17 protein-coding genes and 2 pseudogenes are annotated in these 19207 nt (G+C 68.2%); 9 read left to right on the top strand and 10 right to left on the bottom strand.

Features of this window, described 5'->3' with window-relative positions; translation table 11 throughout:
• Positions 1–120: 120 nt before the first annotated feature.
• A pseudogene (locus tag AB0M62_RS33115) lies at positions 121–340 on the top strand (hypothetical protein); the annotation flags it as partial.
• Positions 341–857: 517 nt separating this feature from the next.
• Here AB0M62_RS33115 and AB0M62_RS33110 read toward each other — a convergent pair.
• The 7 genes from AB0M62_RS33110 to AB0M62_RS33080 form a co-directional block, all read right to left on the bottom strand.
• On the bottom strand, positions 858–1358 hold the full coding sequence (locus tag AB0M62_RS33110; protein WP_366078047.1) for an ATP-binding protein: 501 nt from the start codon (positions 1356–1358) through the stop codon (positions 858–860).
• Positions 1359–1657: 299 nt separating this feature from the next.
• Entirely contained in the window at positions 1658–2659 is a 1002-nt protein-coding gene (locus AB0M62_RS33105) for a hypothetical protein (RefSeq protein WP_366078046.1), read from the bottom strand.
• A gap of 102 nt (positions 2660–2761) precedes the next feature.
• Positions 2762–3685, bottom strand: a complete 924-nt coding sequence (locus tag AB0M62_RS33100) for an ROK family protein (protein WP_366078045.1) — start codon at positions 3683–3685, stop codon at positions 2762–2764.
• Positions 3685–4464 (bottom strand): glucosamine-6-phosphate deaminase, encoded by a 780-nt coding sequence (gene nagB, locus AB0M62_RS33095; protein WP_366078044.1) that lies wholly within the window; start codon positions 4462–4464, stop codon positions 3685–3687. Before nagB ends, AB0M62_RS33100 begins: the two co-directional genes overlap by 1 nt.
• 1 nt (position 4465) lies before the next feature.
• Positions 4466–6154: a phosphoenolpyruvate--protein phosphotransferase gene (gene ptsP, locus AB0M62_RS33090; protein ID WP_366078043.1), complete on the bottom strand. Its 1689-nt coding sequence runs from the start codon at positions 6152–6154 to the stop codon at positions 4466–4468.
• On the bottom strand, positions 6151–6417 hold the full coding sequence (locus tag AB0M62_RS33085) for an HPr family phosphocarrier protein (protein WP_366078042.1): 267 nt from the start codon (positions 6415–6417) through the stop codon (positions 6151–6153). The genes ptsP and AB0M62_RS33085 overlap by 4 nt, the downstream gene beginning before the upstream one ends.
• A 39-nt stretch (positions 6418–6456) precedes the next feature.
• Positions 6457–7692 (bottom strand): PTS transporter subunit EIIC, encoded by a 1236-nt coding sequence (locus AB0M62_RS33080; RefSeq protein ID WP_366078041.1) that lies wholly within the window; start codon positions 7690–7692, stop codon positions 6457–6459.
• 343 nt (positions 7693–8035) lie between these two features.
• Between AB0M62_RS33080 and AB0M62_RS33075 the strand changes: the two genes are divergently transcribed.
• From AB0M62_RS33075 to AB0M62_RS33050, 6 genes are all read left to right on the top strand, one after another.
• Positions 8036–8764 carry a GntR family transcriptional regulator gene (locus AB0M62_RS33075; protein WP_366078040.1) on the top strand — a complete coding sequence of 243 codons (729 nt, stop codon included), beginning with the start codon at positions 8036–8038 and terminating at the stop codon, positions 8762–8764.
• A gap of 203 nt (positions 8765–8967) precedes the next feature.
• Entirely contained in the window at positions 8968–9198 is a 231-nt protein-coding gene (locus AB0M62_RS33070) for a glucose PTS transporter subunit EIIB (protein ID WP_366078039.1), read from the top strand.
• On the top strand, positions 9195–9659 hold the full coding sequence (locus AB0M62_RS33065) for a PTS glucose transporter subunit IIA (RefSeq protein ID WP_366078038.1): 465 nt from the start codon (positions 9195–9197) through the stop codon (positions 9657–9659). Before AB0M62_RS33070 ends, AB0M62_RS33065 begins: the two co-directional genes overlap by 4 nt.
• Positions 9660–9721: 62 nt before the next feature.
• Positions 9722–10405, top strand: a complete 684-nt coding sequence (locus AB0M62_RS33060; protein ID WP_366078037.1) for an HAD family phosphatase — start codon at positions 9722–9724, stop codon at positions 10403–10405.
• Positions 10402–11421: a Gfo/Idh/MocA family oxidoreductase gene (locus AB0M62_RS33055; RefSeq protein WP_366078036.1), complete on the top strand. Its 1020-nt coding sequence runs from the start codon at positions 10402–10404 to the stop codon at positions 11419–11421. The genes AB0M62_RS33060 and AB0M62_RS33055 overlap by 4 nt, the downstream gene beginning before the upstream one ends.
• Entirely contained in the window at positions 11421–12503 is a 1083-nt protein-coding gene (locus AB0M62_RS33050) for a Gfo/Idh/MocA family oxidoreductase (protein WP_366078035.1), read from the top strand. The genes AB0M62_RS33055 and AB0M62_RS33050 overlap by 1 nt, the downstream gene beginning before the upstream one ends.
• 309 nt (positions 12504–12812) lie before the next feature.
• Here the strand turns inward: AB0M62_RS33050 and AB0M62_RS33045 are convergent.
• Positions 12813–13062 (bottom strand): annotated as a pseudogene (locus tag AB0M62_RS33045) (methyltransferase domain-containing protein); the annotation flags it as partial.
• 798 nt (positions 13063–13860) lie between these two features.
• Here AB0M62_RS33045 and AB0M62_RS33040 point away from each other — a divergent pair.
• Positions 13861–14127 carry a hypothetical protein gene (locus AB0M62_RS33040; RefSeq protein WP_366078034.1) on the top strand — a complete coding sequence of 89 codons (267 nt, stop codon included), beginning with the start codon at positions 13861–13863 and terminating at the stop codon, positions 14125–14127.
• A 914-nt stretch (positions 14128–15041) separates the two neighbouring features.
• The gene (locus AB0M62_RS33035) at positions 15042–16124 is read left to right on the top strand and encodes a protein phosphatase 2C domain-containing protein (protein WP_366078033.1); all 1083 of its coding nucleotides are present in this window, start codon (positions 15042–15044) and stop codon (positions 16122–16124) included.
• 343 nt (positions 16125–16467) lie between these two features.
• Here AB0M62_RS33035 and AB0M62_RS33030 read toward each other — a convergent pair whose 3' ends face one another.
• Both AB0M62_RS33030 and AB0M62_RS33025 read right to left on the bottom strand, forming a co-directional pair.
• Positions 16468–16623, bottom strand: a complete 156-nt coding sequence (locus AB0M62_RS33030) for a hypothetical protein (protein WP_366078032.1) — start codon at positions 16621–16623, stop codon at positions 16468–16470.
• Positions 16624–17994: 1371 nt separating this feature from the next.
• On the bottom strand, positions 17995–18597 hold the full coding sequence (locus AB0M62_RS33025; protein WP_366078031.1) for a recombinase family protein: 603 nt from the start codon (positions 18595–18597) through the stop codon (positions 17995–17997).
• Between the last annotated feature and the right edge of the window lie 610 nt (positions 18598–19207).

Below are 19207 nucleotides of genomic sequence, written 5' to 3'. Positions count from 1 at the left end.
CGTGTGGGTCTGGCGGCACGCGACGCATCCCGACCATTCGCCCGGCTGAAGCCCCCGCCCGGCCGACCCGGGGACTGACGCCGGGGGCTACGCGCTCCACCGGGCGCGGTCAACGGCGAGGAGGCCTCCTGCCGGCGCGCGCACCTTGACCGGCCGGCCGGCCATGCATACGCGCTCGACGGCCGGCACATCACCGACGTGCCGGGCCTCTACCTGGCGCTCGGCGAGGCGGTGAACGGGCCTGGCGCTACTTCGGCGGCTGCCTGGACGCCTCGCCGACTGCCTGCGCGGCACCTTCGGCTACACCGCCCCCGCAACCCTGCTCTGGCGGGACGCCGCTGCGCTGATCCGGCAGTCTCCGGCCGGTCCTGGCTCGTGCCTGATCCTTTTGAGATCGGTGTCAGCCATCATGGGGATCAGACCGGGGCATGGGGCCCCGCGTCTGGTCCGGCGAGGCCTTACGCCGAGGCTTCGGCGCGCACAGCCGCGTCGCGCAGCCGCGTCGCGTAATCGGCGATGCGCATCGCGTCGCACACGCTTGAGTGGGCTGTCCAGTAAACGGTGTCTCGAAGGCGTTCAGAGCATGGGCACCCTGATATATCCCGAACCGCACCACCGGGCTGCGCCCCCCTGCCCGGTCCCGTCCGACCGCGCAGGGGGGCGCCAGCGGATGCGGGCTACGGCGCGGGCTCGAACGCAACGGTGGTATCCGGGCATACGGTGGCCACAGCAAGGAGCGCCGCCTGCGGGTGAGGGCGTTCCGCGAGCGGTGGGAGGTGCCAGGGCGTGGGTTGCACGCACCTGGCCGGCCTGATCCAGGGAGAGCCGCCGGTCTCGCGGGGCTGACTGCTTGCCCGTCAGGGGTTCAGCTCCGCCCAGCGGGTGGCTCCGCCTGCGTGCGTGAGCGTGCCGTACCGAACTGCCATAGCGGCAACGATGTGCATGCCGCGGCCGTGTTCCTCATGCTGGTCAGCCTTGGGCGGTGGATTGGGTTGCGGACCGCCGTCGGTGACTTCGATCCGCAGGACCCGTCGCTGGATGCAGCGCACTCGCAGAGCGGCCGGCGGCAGGGCGTGTAGTACTGCGTTGGTGACGAGTTCGGAGATGATGAGCAGAGCATCGTCGCGTGCCGTAGGCGACACTTTCAGGTCCGTGAGGAATTCCTTCGCAAGGCGCCGTATCCGGCTGACGTCTCTGGCGTCGGCACTGACCAGGGCGAGGTGTCGGTCATGCGCGTCGTCTGCCTCGTGGCCCTGGCTTTCGCAGAAGAGCTGGTCGGCTCTAGTGGCCTTGCAGTTTGGGTTCAGTGCGCGCAGTTCGACCGGCCCAGCTGATTCAGGGGGTGCTTGAGCAGTCATCACAACCTCGGGTTTCCGCAGATGCGACGAGCGGTCGTCGCGGCCGCCGAGCGATAGCTCCCAAACTGGTCATTACCAGATATGACCAGATTGGGCCCGAGGGGTGGGATTGTCAATTTCGATATCGCGAATGTTGCCCCGAATGTTCTGCGTAATCCGTGGTGGAACGGGTCCGGCGACGCTGATCCCGTCGGCCCCAGCGGTACCGGCGTGACGGGCCTTCCCCGAGAGGGGCACGGCGTCATTGCCATCCGCCTGGAGGGGAAAACACGCGGTGCTTCGCGACTGTGCATGCCGAGTCACCGTGGTGACCGCTGACTCCTGGCTCGGCTGGCTCGAAATGCCCGAGAGTGCCACTCCTGGACCTCCTTCAGTGGGGCGCCGTCCAGTTTCCAGGGCCAGGGGGTGGCGACCCCTGCGGTTGCCTCGAAGACCGGCCATGCGTCCTGCAGGCGTGCGGCTTTGGTCAGCACGTAGGCGAGGAGGTTCAGGTCGGCAAGTGCTGCCGCGTGCCCGAGGAAGCCAGGCCGGGTCCACGTCGCAAGGGCGTAATCGGCGAGGTCACGTTCGTGGGGCTGATCCCAGTGCCGGCGTGCGGTCAGCGCCGTGATTCCTCCGGCTGCCAGAGCCCTTCGATACCGGTCGAGGCCGGCGGCGAGGCTTAGGGCCGCTACGGGGGAGCCCGAGGGAGCGGAGGCAACGACTGAGTCGGTGAACTGGACGGTCAGGACGTTGGACCCGCATTCCTCCGGGGAGACGTAGTGCAGCATCTGCCAGTGAGCCTCCCGGTTCCATGGATCACGCTTTTTCACGGCGTTCCATATGGGCTGTACTTGAGCCCCTGGCGCCCGCAGCAGTCGGTAGTAGCTCAGCAGCGCCACCCATGGGGCAGGGTCCGCCGGCGCCAGCTCAGCGGCATCCCGGCATAGGGAGATCGTTGCGCCAAGATCGCTGATGGCGCCGCCCGCCCGGGACCGGGCGATGTCGGCGAAGGCCTGAAGAAGCATGGCGTCGGCACTGGCGGGACTCCAGGCACGCCAGTGGCCGGCCAGGACGTGCGCTTCGGGAAGAGTGCTGAACATGAGCAGACGGTGCATCCGCCGGTCCCAGTCCTCTCCCAGATCACGCAGTGCCTGCTCTATCGGATAGGTGAGGGCGCCACGGTCGTTGCACTCGGCCAAGTTGTTGCCCTGGGCCGCTATCTGGGCTTCCAGATGCGTCAGGGCGCGGGCGAGGGGTTCGTCGTCAAGCTCGGGCTGCAGCCTCCGGGGAGGTCTCTGGCTGCGTTTTCGTGGCCACACGGGTGACCTCTCCTTTCATCCGGTCCGGGTGGCAGCGCTGCGATAGCGGCACTGCCGAAACAGGGCGGTCACCCCGAGCGTGAACTGGCCGGGGCGGCGGGCTCAGCACGTGCCCCGTATGAATGCGCGGGCGCCTGCGGCTTCTGTGGCCCGCAAAGCCGCGCCGAGGAGTCCCGCGTCCGCGCCCAGCGGCGAGATGTCGACCTCGGGGGCGGCACGCCAGGCGAGCCCGTCCTGCAGGGCGTTCCGGACGGGTTCGGCGAGCGTTTCTCCGGCAGCGGCCATGCCGCCGGCCAGGACGATGCGCTGGTGGTCCAGCAGGACAGTCGTGGTGACGAGCGCCCTTCCGAGAGCGTCGGTTCCCTCGGCCCAGAGCCGTGCGGCATCCGGGTCGGTTTTCAGCCGTGCGGTGATGTCGGCGGCGTTGTCAGCGATGCCTCCGGTGCGGCGGTAGCGGCGGACCAGGGCACTGGCTGACACGTAGGCTTCCAGGCAGCCGTGCTGGCCGCACGCGCAGAGCTCGCCGTCGGCATGGACGGGGATGTGGCCGAACTCGCCCGCGAAACCCTGGGCACCTCCCACGAGTTGTCCATTGCTGACGATCCCCGCGGCCACGCCGGTGCCGAGCACGACGACGAGCAGGTCCTGTACGCCGGCGCCGAGTCCGAGCCGCTGCTCGGCCAGGCAGGCTGCCCGGACATCATGCTCGAGCGTGACGGGGAGGCGGATCCTGTCTGCCACGGCCGCAGCGAGAGGCGTCTGGCGCAGTCCGAGATTCGAGGCGAGCCGGACGACACCGGCGGCGTCGTCGATCAGTCCCGGGGCGCACAGGCCGACGGCTGCGGTACCGAGACGGACGAGAGTGGTGGCGGCCCGCACGACGGCAGCGACAACCGCTTCGGGCCCTTCGCAGGACGGGGTGGCCAGCCGCAAGGTCTCCTCGGCCACCCCCTGCGCGTTGAACCGCGCGGCCTTGATGGTGGTGCCGCCGAGATCGACGGCGACAACATTGGCGGGGCGGCTCATCAGTACCCCTGACCGGCGGGCTTGTGGCGGGCGATGTGGCGGTAGTAGGGCTGCTGTTCCAGTCGGGCTGCGGCGAGTTCGTCCACCACAACCGTGGCATGCGGATGCAGTTGAAGGATGGATGCGGGGCACTGCGCGCTGACGGGTCCTTCGACGGCGGCGGCCACCGCGTGGGCCTTTTGCGGGCCGGTGGCGATCAGTACGAGGTGGGACGCCGCGCCGATCGTGGCCAGTCCTTGGGTGATGACATGCCGGGGCACCTCGTCGATCCCGCCGAAGAAGCGTGCGTTGTCGCGGCGGGTGTCGTCGGTGAGGGTCTTGAGCCGGGTGCACGAGACGAGGGACGAGCCCGGCTCGTTGAATCCGATATGGCCGTTGACGCCGATCCCGAGGATCTGCACGCCGACCGGTCCCGCAGCCGTGAGGGTGCGCTCGAAACGGCGGGCCTCTTGCTGCGGGTCCGATGCCGTGCCCTGGGGGGCGTGTACCCGGGCCGGGTCGAGGTCGACGTGGTCGACCAGCTCGCGGCGTATCACCTGGGCGTAGGACTGCGGGTGGGAGGACGGGAGCCCAACGTACTCGTCGAGCAGGAAGGCATCGACGCCTGCGAAACGGAGGCCCTCCTGCCGGTGGCGGCGGACCAGGTCCCGGTAGACGCCCAGGGGCGAGGAGCCCGTGGCCAGCCCCAGAGTCTTCGTACCTTCGACGATCGCGTGGTGGATAATGCCGGCGACGGTGCGGCCGGTGTCTTCGGCGTCGGGGCGAATCACCACCTCCATGTCAGGCCTCCTGCCGTTCGCTCGCTACGGCGACGAAGGCGTCACTCATCCGCTGTGCGGTGGTGCGTGCTGTGTGCGGTTCCCCGGCATAGAGCGCGCTGGCGGCCAGGTCCTTGCACTCCTGCAAGGTGAGCTGGGCGAGTGCGTCACGGACCGGGGCTACGGCCGGAGTGGCCATGGACAGGCTGCTCACGCCCAGCCCGGCCAGGACGGGGGCAAGGAGCGGGTCGGCGGCCGCTTCACCGCAGACACCCGCGGGGCGGCCGAGTGCCGCGGCGGCGCTGCACACCTGGGCGATGAGGGTGAGAAGGGCCGGCTGCCAGGGGTCCAGGAGGTGGGCGAGGGGGTGGGCCGTGCGGTCTGCGGCGAGGGTGTACTGGGCCAGGTCGTTGGTGCCGATGCTGGCGAAGTCGACATGGTGCAGAAGGTCGTGCGCGAGGAGGGCTGCTGACGGTACTTCGATCATGATGCCGACGGTCTGCACTCCGTAGCTGCGGGCCAGGTCGGCGAACTGGGCGGCTTCCTGCGCGGTGGAGACCATGGGTGCCATGACCTTCATCTGCACGCCGGTCCTTTGCTGTGCCGCGACGAGTGCCTTGAGCTGGGTTTCGAGGATGCCGGGCACGATCGTGGAAGTGCGCAGGCCCCGAACGCCCAGGGCCGGGTTGTCCTCGGGAGGAAGCCGCAGAAAGGGCAGGGGCTTGTCGGAGCCGGCGTCCAGGGTACGCACGGTCACGGCGCGGCCCTTGAAGGCGGTGAAGACCTGTGTGTAGGCGTGTATCTGTTCGTCGATGGTGGGAGGCTCGCGGCGGTCCAGGAACAGGAATTCGGTACGGAAGAGGCCCACGCCTTCGTTGTCGGCCTGTGCTGCGCGGGAGGCGTCGCCGGGCGTACCGATGTTGGTGAGCAGTGCGATGGCGTGCTGGTCGGCGGTGCGTCCGGGGCCGTGTGTACGAGGCTGCTGCCGGGAGCGGGCCTGTTGAAGGACTTGCTGCTGGCGTTCGGACGAGGGGTGCGCCTCGACGGTGCCGGCCCTGCCGTCGAGGATGACGGGAGTGCCGTTGGGCACAGCGGCGGCCTCGGCACAGCCCACTACGGCGGGCAGTCCCAGGCTGCGCGCGAGAATGGCCGTGTGACTGGTCGGGCCCCCTCTTTCGGTAAGCAATCCCACCGCTTCGCTGTCGGCCAGGCCCGCGGTGTCGGCCGGGGAGAGGTCTTCGGCGGCCAGGATGAACGGGAGGCCGGGGCGGGGGATGCCGGGCATGGGCACGTCCAGAAGGAGCGCGACAGCGCGGTTGCGGATGTCGCGCAGGTCAGCGGCTCGTTCGGCCATGTAGCCGCCGAGTGCCTCCAGTTGGCTGACGTAGCCGTCGACGGCGAGGGAGAGGCTGTGTGCGGTGGGCACGCCTTCGCCGATGTGCCGGGCGGCGGCCTGGACCAGGGCAGGGTCACTGGCCATGGCGGCGCCGGCCTCCAGAATGGCGCCGCCCGGTCCGCTCGCGGCAATCGCGGACAGCTGCTCGGCGACTTCGGCCAGGGCCTGCCACACACGCTGTACTTCGTGCCCGAAGTCGTTGCCCGGGCTTTCGTCGGGGTCGGTGATGACCGGCGGCGTCATGCGCATCAGTGGTGCGCACACCAGGCCCGGGCTGACGCCAAAGCCGGTCATCGTGATGGAGGAGGCGCTCACGCGTCGAGCTCCTTGCTCAGCAGGGTCGCCAGCTCTTCCAGTACAGCCTCCGCCTGGTCTCCCGCTGCGGTCAGGGTGACCTGGTCGCCGTAGCCGGCACCGAGCGTCATGACGCCCAGCAGGCTGCCGGCGGGGACCGGGGGCTTGCCGTCGAGAGCCACGGTCACGGGGACCGGTGCCTGGGCGGCGGCCTGAACGAAGGTGGCGGCAGGACGGGCGTGCAGGCCGCTGCGTGAGCCGATGGAGACGACGCGCTGCGCCATGGACGGTTCCTTTCTACGGGCTATTCGGGGACGTGGCTGTCAGGCCGCGGGTTCGGGCAGGCGTTCCTGGGCTGCATCCGGGTTCTCTTCTTCACGGCCGGGAGTGCGCAGGTTCCAGCGGCGGATGACGAAGCGGAACAGCACGTAGTAGAGGGCGGCGTAGGCCAGTCCGATGGGGATCAGCAGCAGGGGGTTCGTGGCCTTGCCCCAGTTGAGGACGTAATCGATGAGTCCGGAGGAGAAGGTGAATCCGTGGTGGATGTCGAGGGCGTTCACCAGGGCGAGGGAGGTGCCGGTCAGCACGGCGTGCACGAAGTAGAGGGGCCAGGCGACGAACAGGAAGGAGAACTCGATCGGCTCGGTGATTCCGGTGAGGAAGCTGGTGAGCCCGGCCGACAGCATGATGCCGCCGACGGCCTTGCGGTGCTCGGGCCGCGCTTCGCGCCAGATGGCCAGGGCTGCGGCCGGGAGGGCGAACATCATGATCGGGAAGAAGCCGGTCATGAAGATGCCGGCCTCGGGGTCGCCCGCGAAGAAGCGGTGCAGATCGCCGTGGACGCCGTTGTAGTCGCCGATGATGAACCACACGACGGAGTTGAGGATGTGGTGCAGGCCGAGGGGGATCAGCAGCTTGTTCGCAGTGCCGTAGATTCCACCGCCGACGACGCTGTTCTCGTCGACGGCCTCGCCGACTGAGGTCAGGCCGTCGTTGAACAGCGGGTAGATCAGGCTCATCACGACACCGACGACGAGCGCGGCCGCTGCTGTGAGGATGGGGACCAGTCGGCGTCCGCTGAAGAAGCCCAGATAGGGCGGGAGCGTGGTGCGATAGAAGCGCTGCCACAGCATCGCCGAGAACAGTCCGATGACGATGCCGCCCAGGACCCCGAAGTTGACCAGGGCCTGCTCGCCCGCCAGGTCCTTCTCGCCTTCGAGGACGACCGGAGACATCGCCTTGAAGACACCGTCCAGGACGAGATATCCCACCACCGCGGCCAGTGCGGTGGAACCGTCCGCCTTCTTCGCAAATCCGATGGCGATGCCGACAGCGAAGATCAGAGGCAGGTGGGTGAACAGCGCTCCGCCGGCGGCGGAGATGACGTGTGCGGTGTCCTGGAGTGTGGGGAAGCGGCCGAGGACGTCGTCCTGCCCCAGCCGCAGCAGGAGACCCGCGGCGGGGAGCGTGGCGATCGGCAGCATCAGGCTGCGGCCGAGTTTTTGCAGGCCCGCCAGGCCCGGGCGGCGGCCGGCGGATGGGGATGTGCTGGTGCTCATGACGACCTCAAAGGTGTGCAGGAGGGGCGGGAGCGCGAAGCGGAGCCGGGCGGGGACGCAGCCCGGAACGGCTCGAAGAGGAGCCAGCGGAACAGGACCGGTACTATCTGGTCATGACCAGTTGGGGCCCAGCATGGCCCTGCCGTCACACGGGTGTCAATGCTTACGGCTGTTCGACATCGGAGAAAACGGCACTATCCGCGAGGCCTGCCGACGCCTCCAGCCGGAGAGCGGGACCGACTGCCCAACCGACGGCGGCCAAACGGAAAGGCAATGCGTCAGGCATACTGGTAATAACCAGTAGGGGAGGCATAGCGCTTCCCCCGGACCGAGAGGGGTCGCAGTGGCTACGCAGCAGATTGCCGCCAAGGGCATGGTGCCCAAGCACGCACAGCTCCGCGCGATCCTGGTCGACATGTGCACCAACCAGCTGTCGCCCGGCGACGCGCTGCCCAGCGAGCGCCAGCTGTGCCTCGACCACGGGGTTAGCCGCGTGACGGTGCGCGAAGCGCTCGGCCAGCTGGTGGCCGACGGCCTGGCAGTCCGCGTCCACGGGCGCGGGACCTTCGTGGCCGAACGGGCACACCGCTCAGAACTCCGCCTGGCCTCGTTCCACGAGGACATGCGCCGCCTCGGCCTGGAGCCGGGCACCGTCGTCCTGTCCATCAACCAGGACGCCCCCTCCCCCGCCACCGCCGCGGCGCTGCAGATGAACGAGACGCAGCAGGCGTGGCACGTCCGCCGCCTCCGGCTGGCCAACGGGACGCCCATCTCCATCGACGACGCGTGGTACAACGCCGACCTCTTGCCGGGTCTGGACAGCGTGGACTTTACGATCTCGGTCTACGAAACCCTGGCCGCTCGCTTCGGATATCCCGTCGACCGCGCGGAGCAGACGGTCGGGGCCGGGCCGGCTTCTTCGGAGACGGCCGCGCTGCTGGGCATTCGCACGGGCGCTTCCGTCATGACCTTCGATCGCATCGCCTACAGCGGCGACCAGCCCATTGAGCACGCGTACTCGTGGTTCCGCGCCGACCGGTATCAGCTGCACATGACGCTCACCGACCGGTGATTGAGCGGCCTCGGGAACTCCCCGAGGCGAGCACACCCTGTCTCACACTCCTTCACTTTTGACATGGGCATGCCCTCTGCTGATTTCCGGGTATTGCTCAGAGGTGCGCAGGGAGGTACCTTCTGGTTATGACTGGTTATTACCAGTTGGGATGGGCGCTTGAAGCGCTGCATTCACAGGGCGATCCATTTGGAGGGGCACTCATGTCCAAAGCGCGGCTGATCGTCGAGGGGCTCGGCGGGGCCGACAACATTGCCGACATCGAGGCCTGCATCACCAGGCTCCGCACCGAGGTGAACGACACGGACGCCGTCGACGTCAACGCCCTCAAAAAGGCAGGAGCTCTCGGGGTCCTCGTCTCGGCCGGCGTCGTGCAGGTCGTCGTCGGCCCCGAGGCGGACTGTCTGGCCGAGGACATCAAGGAGATGCTGTGAGCCTCGCCGTCTATGCCCCGTTGTCCGGTGATCTTGCGGCACTCGGCAAGGTGCCCGACCCGGTCTTCGCAGCTCAGATCGTGGGCTCGGGACTAGCGGTGGAACCTTCTCGTGACACCGGGCCCGTCGATGTTGTGGCACCTGTCGCCGGCGTTGTCGTCAAACTGCATCCGCACGCGTTCGTGATTCAGACCAGCAGCGGGACAGGTGTTCTGGTGCACCTGGGCATCGACACCGTGCGACTGAACGGAGAAGGCTTCCGCACACGTGTGGCGGAAGGGGAGGAGGTCGAGGTCGGCCATGCCGTGATCACCTTCGACCCCGCCGCGGTCCGAGCACACGGCCTGTCGGCGATATGCCCTGTCGTCGTACTCGACAGCCGGCCCGGATCGGCGCAACCGCCGGCCGTCACCGGCCCCATCCAGGCGGGGGCACTCATGTTCAGCTGGTCCGCGTCGTGACGGGCACGGGCATCGGCCTCCGAAAGGGGTTGGCCACCGGACCGGCCTGCGAGGCGGTCCTCATGGACCTGGACGGGACCCTGGTACTCAGCGAAGACGTGCACCGGCGTGCCTGGCAGGCGTTCTTCGACGCGTGGGGTGCGGAGGTCACCGACGCCGACTATGAGCAGCACTACATGGGACGACGCCCCGGCGACGTCATCACCGGCGTACCGGGACCCTGGACAGGGACAGACGCGGCCGCCGCCCTCGCCACCATGACCGCCTTCACACTGGAGCATGCCGGCAGCGTGAAGGTCGTACCCGGCGCCACCGCTCTCATCCGACAGCTGCGCATGAAGTACCCCCTATCCGTCGTCACCAGCGCCGGAGTTCAGTGGGCCCAGCACCTCCTCAACGACGTCCTCGATGTGCGCGACCTGGTCGACGTCGTCATCACCGCCGAGGAAATCACCTGCGGCAAGCCGTCGCCCGAGGGCTACCTGAGGGCCTGCGCAGCCCTGCGGGCACGGCCTGAACAGTGCCTCGCCTTCGAGGACTCGCCCTCGGGAATCCAGGCTCTCGTCGCTGCGGGTGTCCGGGACATCGTCGGTGTCACCACGACCGCCACCGCAGCCGACCTCACCCGCGCCGGAGCGCGCTGGACAGTCCCCGATCTCACCCCCCGACGCATCCAGCACATACGCAGCTCCATCAGCGCGAAGACCGCGGGCCGGGAAAGCAACGACAAGGAGGCCGAAGCATGAAAAGACTCGACGTGGCCGTGATCGGTGCCGGCTTCATCGCGCGCACCCACTTGCCGGCCTGGATCGCCCTCGGGGCACGGGTCAGTGTCTTTTCGACCGACGGCCAAGCCGCCCGTCTTGCCGAAGAGTTCGCCATCACCGAGGCCTCCACCCTCGAAGAGGCGTTGGAGTGGGCCACGGTCGTCGACATCTGCACCCCCACCGCCACTCATCGCGACATCGCTCTGGCCGCCTTCGAGGCGGGGGCGGACGTGCTGTGCGAGAAACCGCTTGCGCTCGCCCCGGCGGATGCCCTGGAGATGGCGTACGCCGCAGAGAAGGCAGGTCGTCAGCTGTACCCCGGGCACGTCGTACGGTTCTTCCCCGCCTACGTCCGGCTCCGCACCGCCATCAACTCCGGTGCGCTCGGTCGCGTTGCGGTCGCCCGCTTCACCCGCACCGGACGCTACCCGACGTGGAGCCCCTGGTTCGCGGACCCGGCGCTCTCCGGAGGCATCGTGACCGACCAGATGCTCCACGACATGGACATCGCCAGGTGGCTGTTCGGGGAGGTCGTCTGCATCCACGCCACCCAGCGCGGCCACCTCACCGCCCCCGCGCCCGAGGGAGCCGTGGCCACAGGCAGCGCAACCCTCACCCACGCATCCGGCGTGATCTGCCAGGTCCGGGGCGTATGGGGCCCACCGGCCACGCCGTTCCGCTACACATTCCATGTCGCGGGCTCCAACGGCACCCTCACCCACGACTCCCTCGCCCACCCGTCGCTGCGCCTGGTCGGCCAAACCGGCGCCGAAGCCGATGGCGTACCCACCGGCGACTTCGGTGAAGACCCGTTCGCCACCCAGATCCGCGAGTTCGCAGCCGCCTTCCAGGGCGGCCCCGCCCCAAGGGTCAATGCATGGGACGGGGTGGCGGCCGTCCGAATCGCCGCAGCCGCCCGCCAGTCCGCAGCAACCGGCCTGGCCGTCGCGGTCCAAGACGCGTCTCCGCGCACGCTCAGGGAAGGAAGCCGCTGATGAAGGTCGCCGTCCTGTCCTTCGCTCACGTTCACGCCGCAACGTACATGGAGTTGCTGCGCGACCGTAGCGACATCGAGCTCATCACCACCGACCCCGACGCCCCGCCCGGCGACCCGACGCGAGGCAAGGCCCTGGCCGACGAACTCGGCGTCACCTACAGGGCCAGCTACGAAGAGGTCTTCGCTGAGCGCCCCCAAGCAGTCATTGTCACCAGCGAGAACACGCGGCACCGGCAGATCGTCGAACAAGCCGCCGCCGCAGGCGCACACATCCTGTGCGAAAAGCCGATAGCCACCACCGAACACGACGCACGCGCCATGATCGACGCCTGTGAGCAAGCCGGGGTCAGCCTCATGACCGCATACCCCGTCCGCTTCCACCCGGCATTCACGGCACTGCGGCACGCCCTCGCCGATGGCTCCGTCGGGCCTCTCCTCAGCGTTCACGGCGTCAACAACTCACGTCCTCCTGGTCTGGCCCACCCCTGGTTCGCCGACCCGGCCCTTGCGGGCGGCGGCGCGATCATGGACCACACCCTGCACATCGCAGATCTCCTGGACGTCCTCCTCGACGGCGAGCAGCCCACACAGGTCTACGCCGTCGCCAACACACTCCTCACTCCGGACGACGAAGACGAACCGAACGTCGAATCCGCCGGCCTCCTCACCCTCACCTACGCCCGCGGGCTCGTCGCCACCATCGACTGCAGCTGGAGCCACCCGTCCTCCCACCCCACCTGGGGCGGCCTCACTCTCACATGCGTCGGGCAGCGCGCCCTCGTCGAGTTCGACGCCTTCCCACCGCTCCTCGACGGCTACGACACCACCCAAGCCACCACCCGCTGGGAGCCCGGCGCCATCGACCTCGACGCGGCCATGCTCGACAGCTTCCTCACCGCCGCCCGCACAGGCCAGCGAGCCCACCCCGACGCAGAGACCGGACTACACACCCTCCAAACCGTCCTGGCCGCCTACGAATCCCTGCGTACCAGCCAGCCCGTCGTCACGCCCGCCGCAGCCCGGCCCGGCACCGCTAACTGCGCGTGCGACGAGTCCCGGTGGGACAGGGAGAGCTCCTAAACTGAAGGGCACCCACCATCGGGTAGGTGCCCTTCAGTTCAGGTCCGCGGGTCTCTCCCATATAGCCCGTGCTGATGTCTCTCCTGGCATCGACTCCATGACCATGCCGCGTGCCGCGGGTCCCAGGCGCCCCTCACGGATCCGCCGCGAAGGGGGTCGAGGAAGGCCTCCACCGCCTGCGCCGCTTCCGCGAAAGTGCGGCAGCCCTGGAGCCCGAGAACCAGTGCAGCCGCGCTTGGGTAGCCGTCAGGCCATCCGGACCGGGAAACTCAAAGGCATCAAGGGCCAAAATGGCGTCGCGCGGACACCCGGAGCAGTGAGCTCCCGCGCCCGAGCGACGATTGTAGGGTCGGCGTCGATACCTTGTACGGCTCTGGCACGTGCGGCCAGGAGCCTGGCCAGGTCACCGCTGCCGGATCCGATGTCCAGGGCGCTGTCGAAACGCCTGGGGAGCTGCCGCAGGATCCACCGGTGGTAATGGGCGTTGTGGTCCCAGGGGTGGGCGGCATGGAACCGGTCAAGTGCTAGCTAGAAGGACGCGGGGCAGCAAGGTTGTCATGGAGTGAGTCCATCAGGCCCTCGGTCGTCTCGACAGCGCCGGTGTCGCCCATCGACAGGGGGGCGGGCGAGGGTGCCGTCGCCGTCCTCGACGATGCCGACGCTCACAGGGCCGTCGTACGACTTCAGGCGCGTGGCCAGCGGGGCGAGCACGCCGGCGGGGATGAGGGTGGTGAGCGGCTTCTCGGGCGGCTGCACCGTGGCAGGGGCGGTGACTTCGGCGACCGCCGACGGGCAAGTGAACCTGTCCAGCTACGTACAGAGAGACGTGCTCAGTCTCAGTGACCCCGCAGGATGCGCCGGGAGGCGCCGGGGATAAGCCTCAGTCACCCGCACCCGGTTGTGACCAGGAGATACGACCGGAAAGCGGCTCCCGCGGGCGGCCACCGATGTGGTGCGCTGTTGCAGTGGAAGGGATCATCGCCGGCGCCATAGCCGTCATAGGCCAGGAGATGCGGCTCGTGAGGTGACGGAATTGGCCGCTCGGCTCGGCGCAGGAGCAGAGTCCGCCCCCGCCCTATGGCCCTTCCACGCTGCCACTACCTGACGCTTCCGGATGCGTCAAGTCCCGAGTCCTCGGAACGTGACCCTGCCGGGCCGGTCGGGCTTACTTGAAGTGCGGGCCTCGCCGGAAAGGCAACGAGGCAGCACGGTAAGGCGGAATTCCTCGCCGAGGATGCTCCTTCTCACCGAATCGCCGGTTATGCCGGCACGGCGCTGCCGGTGGAAAACCGGTCCGCCGATTGTCACCCGGTTTCCGGGGAGTGTCAGCAACCTTTCTACCTGTAGGAGAAAATTCATGACCCGCAGTGTTCACACCCACGACGACGCCCGTCCCAAGCGGCGGGGCTTTCGCCTCGCGACGGTTTTCGCCTCGGGTGCCCTGCTCTCCGGTGCCGTCATCCTGCCGGCCTCCGCCGCGATGGCGTCCCCCATGCCCGCCGCGTCGGTCGTGAGCGTCGTCGAGGGCCACGACAAGCATCACGACAAGCACAAGCACCACGACAAGCACTACAAGCACTACAAGCACAACAAGCACCACGACAAGCACAACAAGCACCACTGACAAGCGCGACAGGTAAGGCACGGTGCTCACGCGATCAGAGCCGATCGCCGAGGACGGTGCCTACGGTTCGCAGTCCGGCTGGGTGGTAAAGCCGGCGGCTACGCTACCCAGCCGCGCTGAATGCCCGCAGGGAAGAAAGGGTACGGGCCGTCTCACGCGCGGCGGCCCGGCACGGTGCCGAGAAATCGGCCGCACCTGGCCATTGGCCATATGAAATCTGCCTCGGAAAGAATCCAAGGCTTTTTTGTTTTCTCATAACTTTGGCCGACGGAGAACGGCTGAATGTGCTCTAGAACGGACGGACGGGCCAGATGTGTACGTGGCCCGTTTGGCGTACCAGCGTCGGAAGCGGGCAGGGGTACCGCGCTCAAGGCCAACCGATCCGGCTGCCAATCACCAGGCTCTGTCGTAGCAATCCATTCCCAGGAGAGGCAGCCAATCGAGCCGAGGCACGCGCTCACACGCACTTCCAACAAGCAACTTTTCGAGACCTGCGCCAACTTCATCGGCCTGGCCGAGGACTATGGCCACGGCGAATTCCACGGCATCATCCGCAAGCAGGCCGGCGCGCGCAGCGGTTGGGGACCCAGGGCGCTACGCGATGGCATATCCCGGCATGGTCGCCGCCATGTCCCTCGCGGTGATGCCTTCCTGGCGCTCGATCGTGGCGACAGTGGTCACCCCGGACGACATCGGTCGAGTCCTCGCGGAGTTCCAACGCCGCCTGCCCGTCGGCACCCCTCCCCTGACCGGTCCCGCCCTCGTCGGACTCGGTTCAGGAGTGCGCCACGGTAATGCGCCGCATCGACCGCTACACGGAAGAGCAGTCAGTGCCCCGATAGTTGACCTTCACCTAGGGGGAAGCCACAGCATCGGTGGGCCGGGCGATGTGCTCGGCATGAGGAGGAGTGAGCATGGGGTTGCTGACCATCGGGACGTTCGCGAAGGCGTCCCGCCTGTCACCGAAGGCGCTGCGTCTCTATGACGAGCTCGGCCTGCTGACCCCCGCTCGCGTCGACCCGGTGAGCGGCTACCGCCTCTACGCACCGGAACAAGTGGACCAAGCCCGCCTGGTCGCCTGGCTCCGACGCCTGGGAATGCCCCTGGCCCGCATCCAGCACGTCTGCACGCTGGAGGCAGGCCCGGCGGCGGCCCAGGAGATCCGCACGTTCTGGGCCCAGGTCGAAGCCGACACCGCCGCACGGCGGGACCTGGCCACCTTCCTCATCAACCACCTGTCCTGGAAGGACCCAGCCATGTCCCCGACCGCGAAGCCCCTGGGAATTTGTTACGCCGCCCTTTCCGACACGGGCCTGGTCCGCGAGAGCAACCAGGACACCGCCTACGCCGGGTCCCGCCTGCTCGCCGTCGCCGACGGCTACGGCAGCCAAGGAGCCCCCGCGAGCGCGGCCGCCGTCGACGCGCTCAAGCACCTCGAAACGGACAGCATCCCGGCGGGCAATCTCCTCAACGTCCTCGAAGACGCCATCGAACAGGCCAAGCATGCCGTGGACGGCGTCGCCGGGACCGGCTCTTCACCCGAAGAAGCCGGCACGACACTCACCGCGATGCTCTGGACCGGATCGCAGCTGGCCCTCGTCCACATCGGCGACTCCCGCGTTTGCCTCCTGCGCGACGGAGAGCTGTTCCAGATCACGCACGACCACACCATGGTGCAGTCGATGGTCGACGAAGGACGCCTCACCCCGGCCGAAGCCGCCTCCCACCCCCAGCGGTCGCTGTTGATACGAGCCCTGGGTCAAGGAGCCGACGCCGTCCCCGACATGCGCCTTCACGACGCCCAGCAGGGAGACCGATACCTGCTCTGCTCCGACGGTCTGTCGACCGTCGTGCCGACAGAAGAAATCCGACGCGTGCTCTCCGAAGTCAGGGAGCCCGAGCAGGCCGTCCGCGAACTCATCGCCCTCGCCAACGCCTCCGGCGGCCCCGACAACGTCAGCTGCGTGGTCGCCGACGTCATGGAGCTCCAGCAGTAAAAGCAAGCGGCATACACTTCACATCGCACCAGATCCGCTCTCAGGAACTCATCCGTGCAGCCGACGAGTACCGACTCGCCCGACAAGCCAGCAGAGCCAAGCCGGCTCCCCGAGCCATGGCAACCAGCACATCGCGACCGACTCGGCGGCACCTGCTGGCCTGGCTCCGCGGGTGAACGACCATCCTGCCTACGGCTGAGCGGGACACCAACCGCCAATCCTTCCCGCACAACCATTAGGCACCACAGGTCAGAGCCTCACCCTGCCCACAGCTATCTGGGACAGGACACGGCGGGTACGCCTGGGGCAAGGGACACAGCCGGTCGGGCTGCGCCCCAGGTCGTCAGCCGGCCAGGATGGCGCGGGAGCGGAAAACGCGCGTGAGGCTGCCCAGCCACTCGGTGCCGACCGGGCGCGGGCAGTTGCCCGTCCGGCGCAGCATCGCAGCGGCCTGCATGGCGCGGCGGCGGACGATGCGGAGGTCGGCGAGCTCGCACAAGATCACCGCCTCGGAACGGGACTGTCGTCGCCGTCGAACACATCGCGCATGATCTTCGCGGTCCACACGTTGCCGTGGATCGGGCCGGGCGCTGCGGCGGTCAAATCACGCTCGACGACGGGCTGGGCTGGGACATAGCTCTTCCTCGGGTGGGGGGTGTGCTTTCGGTTCGCAACTGGCCGGCTACCAGCGCCGACCAACAAGACATGAGTCACAGAAGGTGTCCCGCGGCCCTTTCTGCAGCTAACTTCCGCCGCTCCCCCGGCACATGGGTGACGGGCGCGGGCACTGCGGGATGGGTGTCGACGGCGCCCCGTTCCGGATTACCAGCTTCCGCGTCTCCAACATGGCTGCAGCGTCTCAACAGCCGTAAGAATGAGCTGTGCAGCGACAAACGACAGGCGTTGAAAGCCTCCCGGCCCCGCGCAACGAGAACGAGTCCAGGCTGCTCCATGTGGTGTGGCTGGAAGCTTTCGGCGATTCCGGCTGGCCGACCTTCCGTGCGGTCGACCAGCGGCTGGATCAGTACGGCATTGATGCCGTCGAGGTACTAAGGCGGTTCCCGGCGCATCTCCTGGTGGGCTGGCCTGACCGCAATCGAGCGGTGCCGGCTCCCGATGCGCCGTTGCAGGTGACGATCGCCGGTGCCGCCCACTGCCCCGGAACTGCCGACGTGGTCGACGCCTTCATCGCGCTCGCACGGACGCTGGCCGACATGGAGAAGCACTGGCCCGTCGGAAGTCCCAGCAGCCTCCCCGGCCCGGCGGCACCGTCGCAGACCCCCACGCCCGCCTGTTGCTCCTGCTGCCCGCCTTCGGGGACGCCGCCGCACCGCGGGAGGCCGTCGACCGCCTGGCCGCGGCGTTGCGCGCCCGCCTACGCGTGCAGGCCGCCGAGCCGCTTGCCATGGCCATGCTCGAAGCTCAAGGGCTAACCGGTCCAGTGCGCTGGGCAGCGGCCGAGGATGGACGCGGATCAACGATGGCAGGTACTCGCTCCGCAACCCCGCCAATGACTTCGCGCTGCCGAGCGACCGCTTGGCCCGGGTGAGCGCTGCACTGGCAGGGTGACCAGTCGGGGGCGTGATTCACCATTCAAGCCAATGACCTGGCCTTTCACGGAACTCCAGTCGGAGTCGTTCTTAAAAGCGCCATCATCACGCGACTACGACATCGGCATGCCTCTTGAGCGCCCGAGGGGTGCGTTCAGGCGACGGCACATGTCCAGTCGAGTCTCTGCCCAATCACCCTATCCAGCGATAGCACCACACCTGTCGCGCACACTACGGTCGATCGCATAGCTGCTGAGCTGCACCGTTCCTCAGAGAACCGCGCTCACGGGGAAGGCCCCCCGCGCATGCGGGGATGGTCCTCAGCGGCCCTTGCTGACGTCCTGCCAGACCGACTGCTCCCCGCGCATGCGGGGATGGTCCCTGGGCATGCCCTCATGGAGTCGTCGGTGACGCCTGCGCCGCCGATGGCCTTGCCGCGCTTGCGGGCGGACTCGTGGCCTTCGAGGGTGCGGTTCGCGGATGTACTCGCGTTCCATGCCGGACATGGCTGCCAGCACGGTGAACACGATGCCGGAGGGGTCGTGCGAGCCCTTCAGTTCTCCGGTGAGGAACTCCAGGCCGACGTCGCTCGCCTTCAGCTCCTCGGCGAGCATGGCGAGTTCGATGCCGCGGCCGAGTCGTTTGTGTTCGTGGACGACGAGGGTGACGGCGACGCCAGAGGAGCGGATCTCCCCGGCGAGCTTCACGGCGGCCTCCAGCCCGGGGCGCTTGGTGGCGCGGGTGGAAATCTTCTCCGAGAAGATGCGGGTGACCCCGGATCCGGCGAGGGAGTCCAGCTGCGCGTCGAGGGACCGCCGGGCGGTCGAGGCGCGCGCGTACCCGAGACGGACGTGCCCGACCGGCTCGGCGCCGGCGCTCGCGGGCCGGGGCAGCTCGGTCCACACCGAGCCCGGCTTGCGCACGGCGGTTCGTCGCTTTCCTCGTCCCACGTGATGGCATCGGCGATTTGGCCGGCCAGGTCGAAGGTGTCCCAGGCTGCGGCCAGGACATCCGCGGTGGGGGCGGAGTCGAGAGCTTTGCTGAGGTCGTGCACGAGTGCGGGACGAATGTCTCCCCCTTTCGGTGCGTTCCGGGGATCTTCCCACCGATCGCCTCTGGCACCCAACGCCCTGTGGACAGAGCGCTGGTCGTGGACAACGGCCGGCCCCGGAATGCGTCTCCTTCCTGTTCACGCTCTCTCCTCGTCGGCCATGGGGACCCCGGCCGGACCTGTGCCTCCCGCGGTGCCCAGAAATGGGTCGTTGAGCAGAGCGGCCGATTGGCTGACTTTGTTCACGAGTCGAGTCGTGACGTCAGTTGTTCATCGGTTTGGAGGCACCCGGAACGACGGACGGGTGGTGTTCACAAGTCTTGACAGCAGTGGGGGCTTGCCAAGACAGCACCGGGGCGTTTCCGGTGAAAGACGTGGTCATGCCGCAGGGGCGACGCGAGCCGCAAACGGCGGGTTCGTGTCGCCCCCGCTGCACTCACTGGCAGCCATCCACGGCCATGGCTTACGGCCAGGCGGCGTTG

Origin of the sequence: Streptomyces sp. NPDC051219 (assembly GCF_040682335.1) — a bacterium.
GTDB lineage: Bacteria > Actinomycetota > Actinomycetes > Streptomycetales > Streptomycetaceae > Streptomyces.
This window is presented reverse-complemented; position numbering and strand designations above follow the sequence as displayed.

Bases quoted from the DNA above. Each gene is read 5' to 3' on its own strand.
- AB0M62_RS33070 (WP_366078039.1), top strand. From the start codon at position 8,968: ATGTCCAAAGCGCGGCTGATCGTCGAGGGGCTCGGCGGGGCCGACAAC.
- AB0M62_RS33055 (WP_366078036.1), top strand. From the start codon at position 10,402: ATGAAAAGACTCGACGTGGCCGTGATCGGTGCCGGCTTCATCGCGCGC.
- AB0M62_RS33085 (WP_366078042.1), bottom strand. From the start codon at position 6,417: ATGGCGCAGCGCGTCGTCTCCATCGGCTCACGCAGCGGCCTGCACGCC.
- AB0M62_RS33100 (WP_366078045.1), bottom strand. From the start codon at position 3,685: ATGAGCCGCCCCGCCAATGTTGTCGCCGTCGATCTCGGCGGCACCACC.
- AB0M62_RS33040 (WP_366078034.1), top strand. From the start codon at position 13,861: ATGACCCGCAGTGTTCACACCCACGACGACGCCCGTCCCAAGCGGCGG.
- AB0M62_RS33060 (WP_366078037.1), top strand. From the start codon at position 9,722: ATGGACCTGGACGGGACCCTGGTACTCAGCGAAGACGTGCACCGGCGT.
- AB0M62_RS33080 (WP_366078041.1), bottom strand. From the start codon at position 7,692: ATGAGCACCAGCACATCCCCATCCGCCGGCCGCCGCCCGGGCCTGGCG.
- AB0M62_RS33050 (WP_366078035.1), top strand. From the start codon at position 11,421: ATGAAGGTCGCCGTCCTGTCCTTCGCTCACGTTCACGCCGCAACGTAC.
- AB0M62_RS33110 (WP_366078047.1), bottom strand. From the start codon at position 1,358: ATGACTGCTCAAGCACCCCCTGAATCAGCTGGGCCGGTCGAACTGCGC.
- nagB (WP_366078044.1), bottom strand. From the start codon at position 4,464: ATGGAGGTGGTGATTCGCCCCGACGCCGAAGACACCGGCCGCACCGTC.
- AB0M62_RS33035 (WP_366078033.1), top strand. From the start codon at position 15,042: ATGGGGTTGCTGACCATCGGGACGTTCGCGAAGGCGTCCCGCCTGTCA.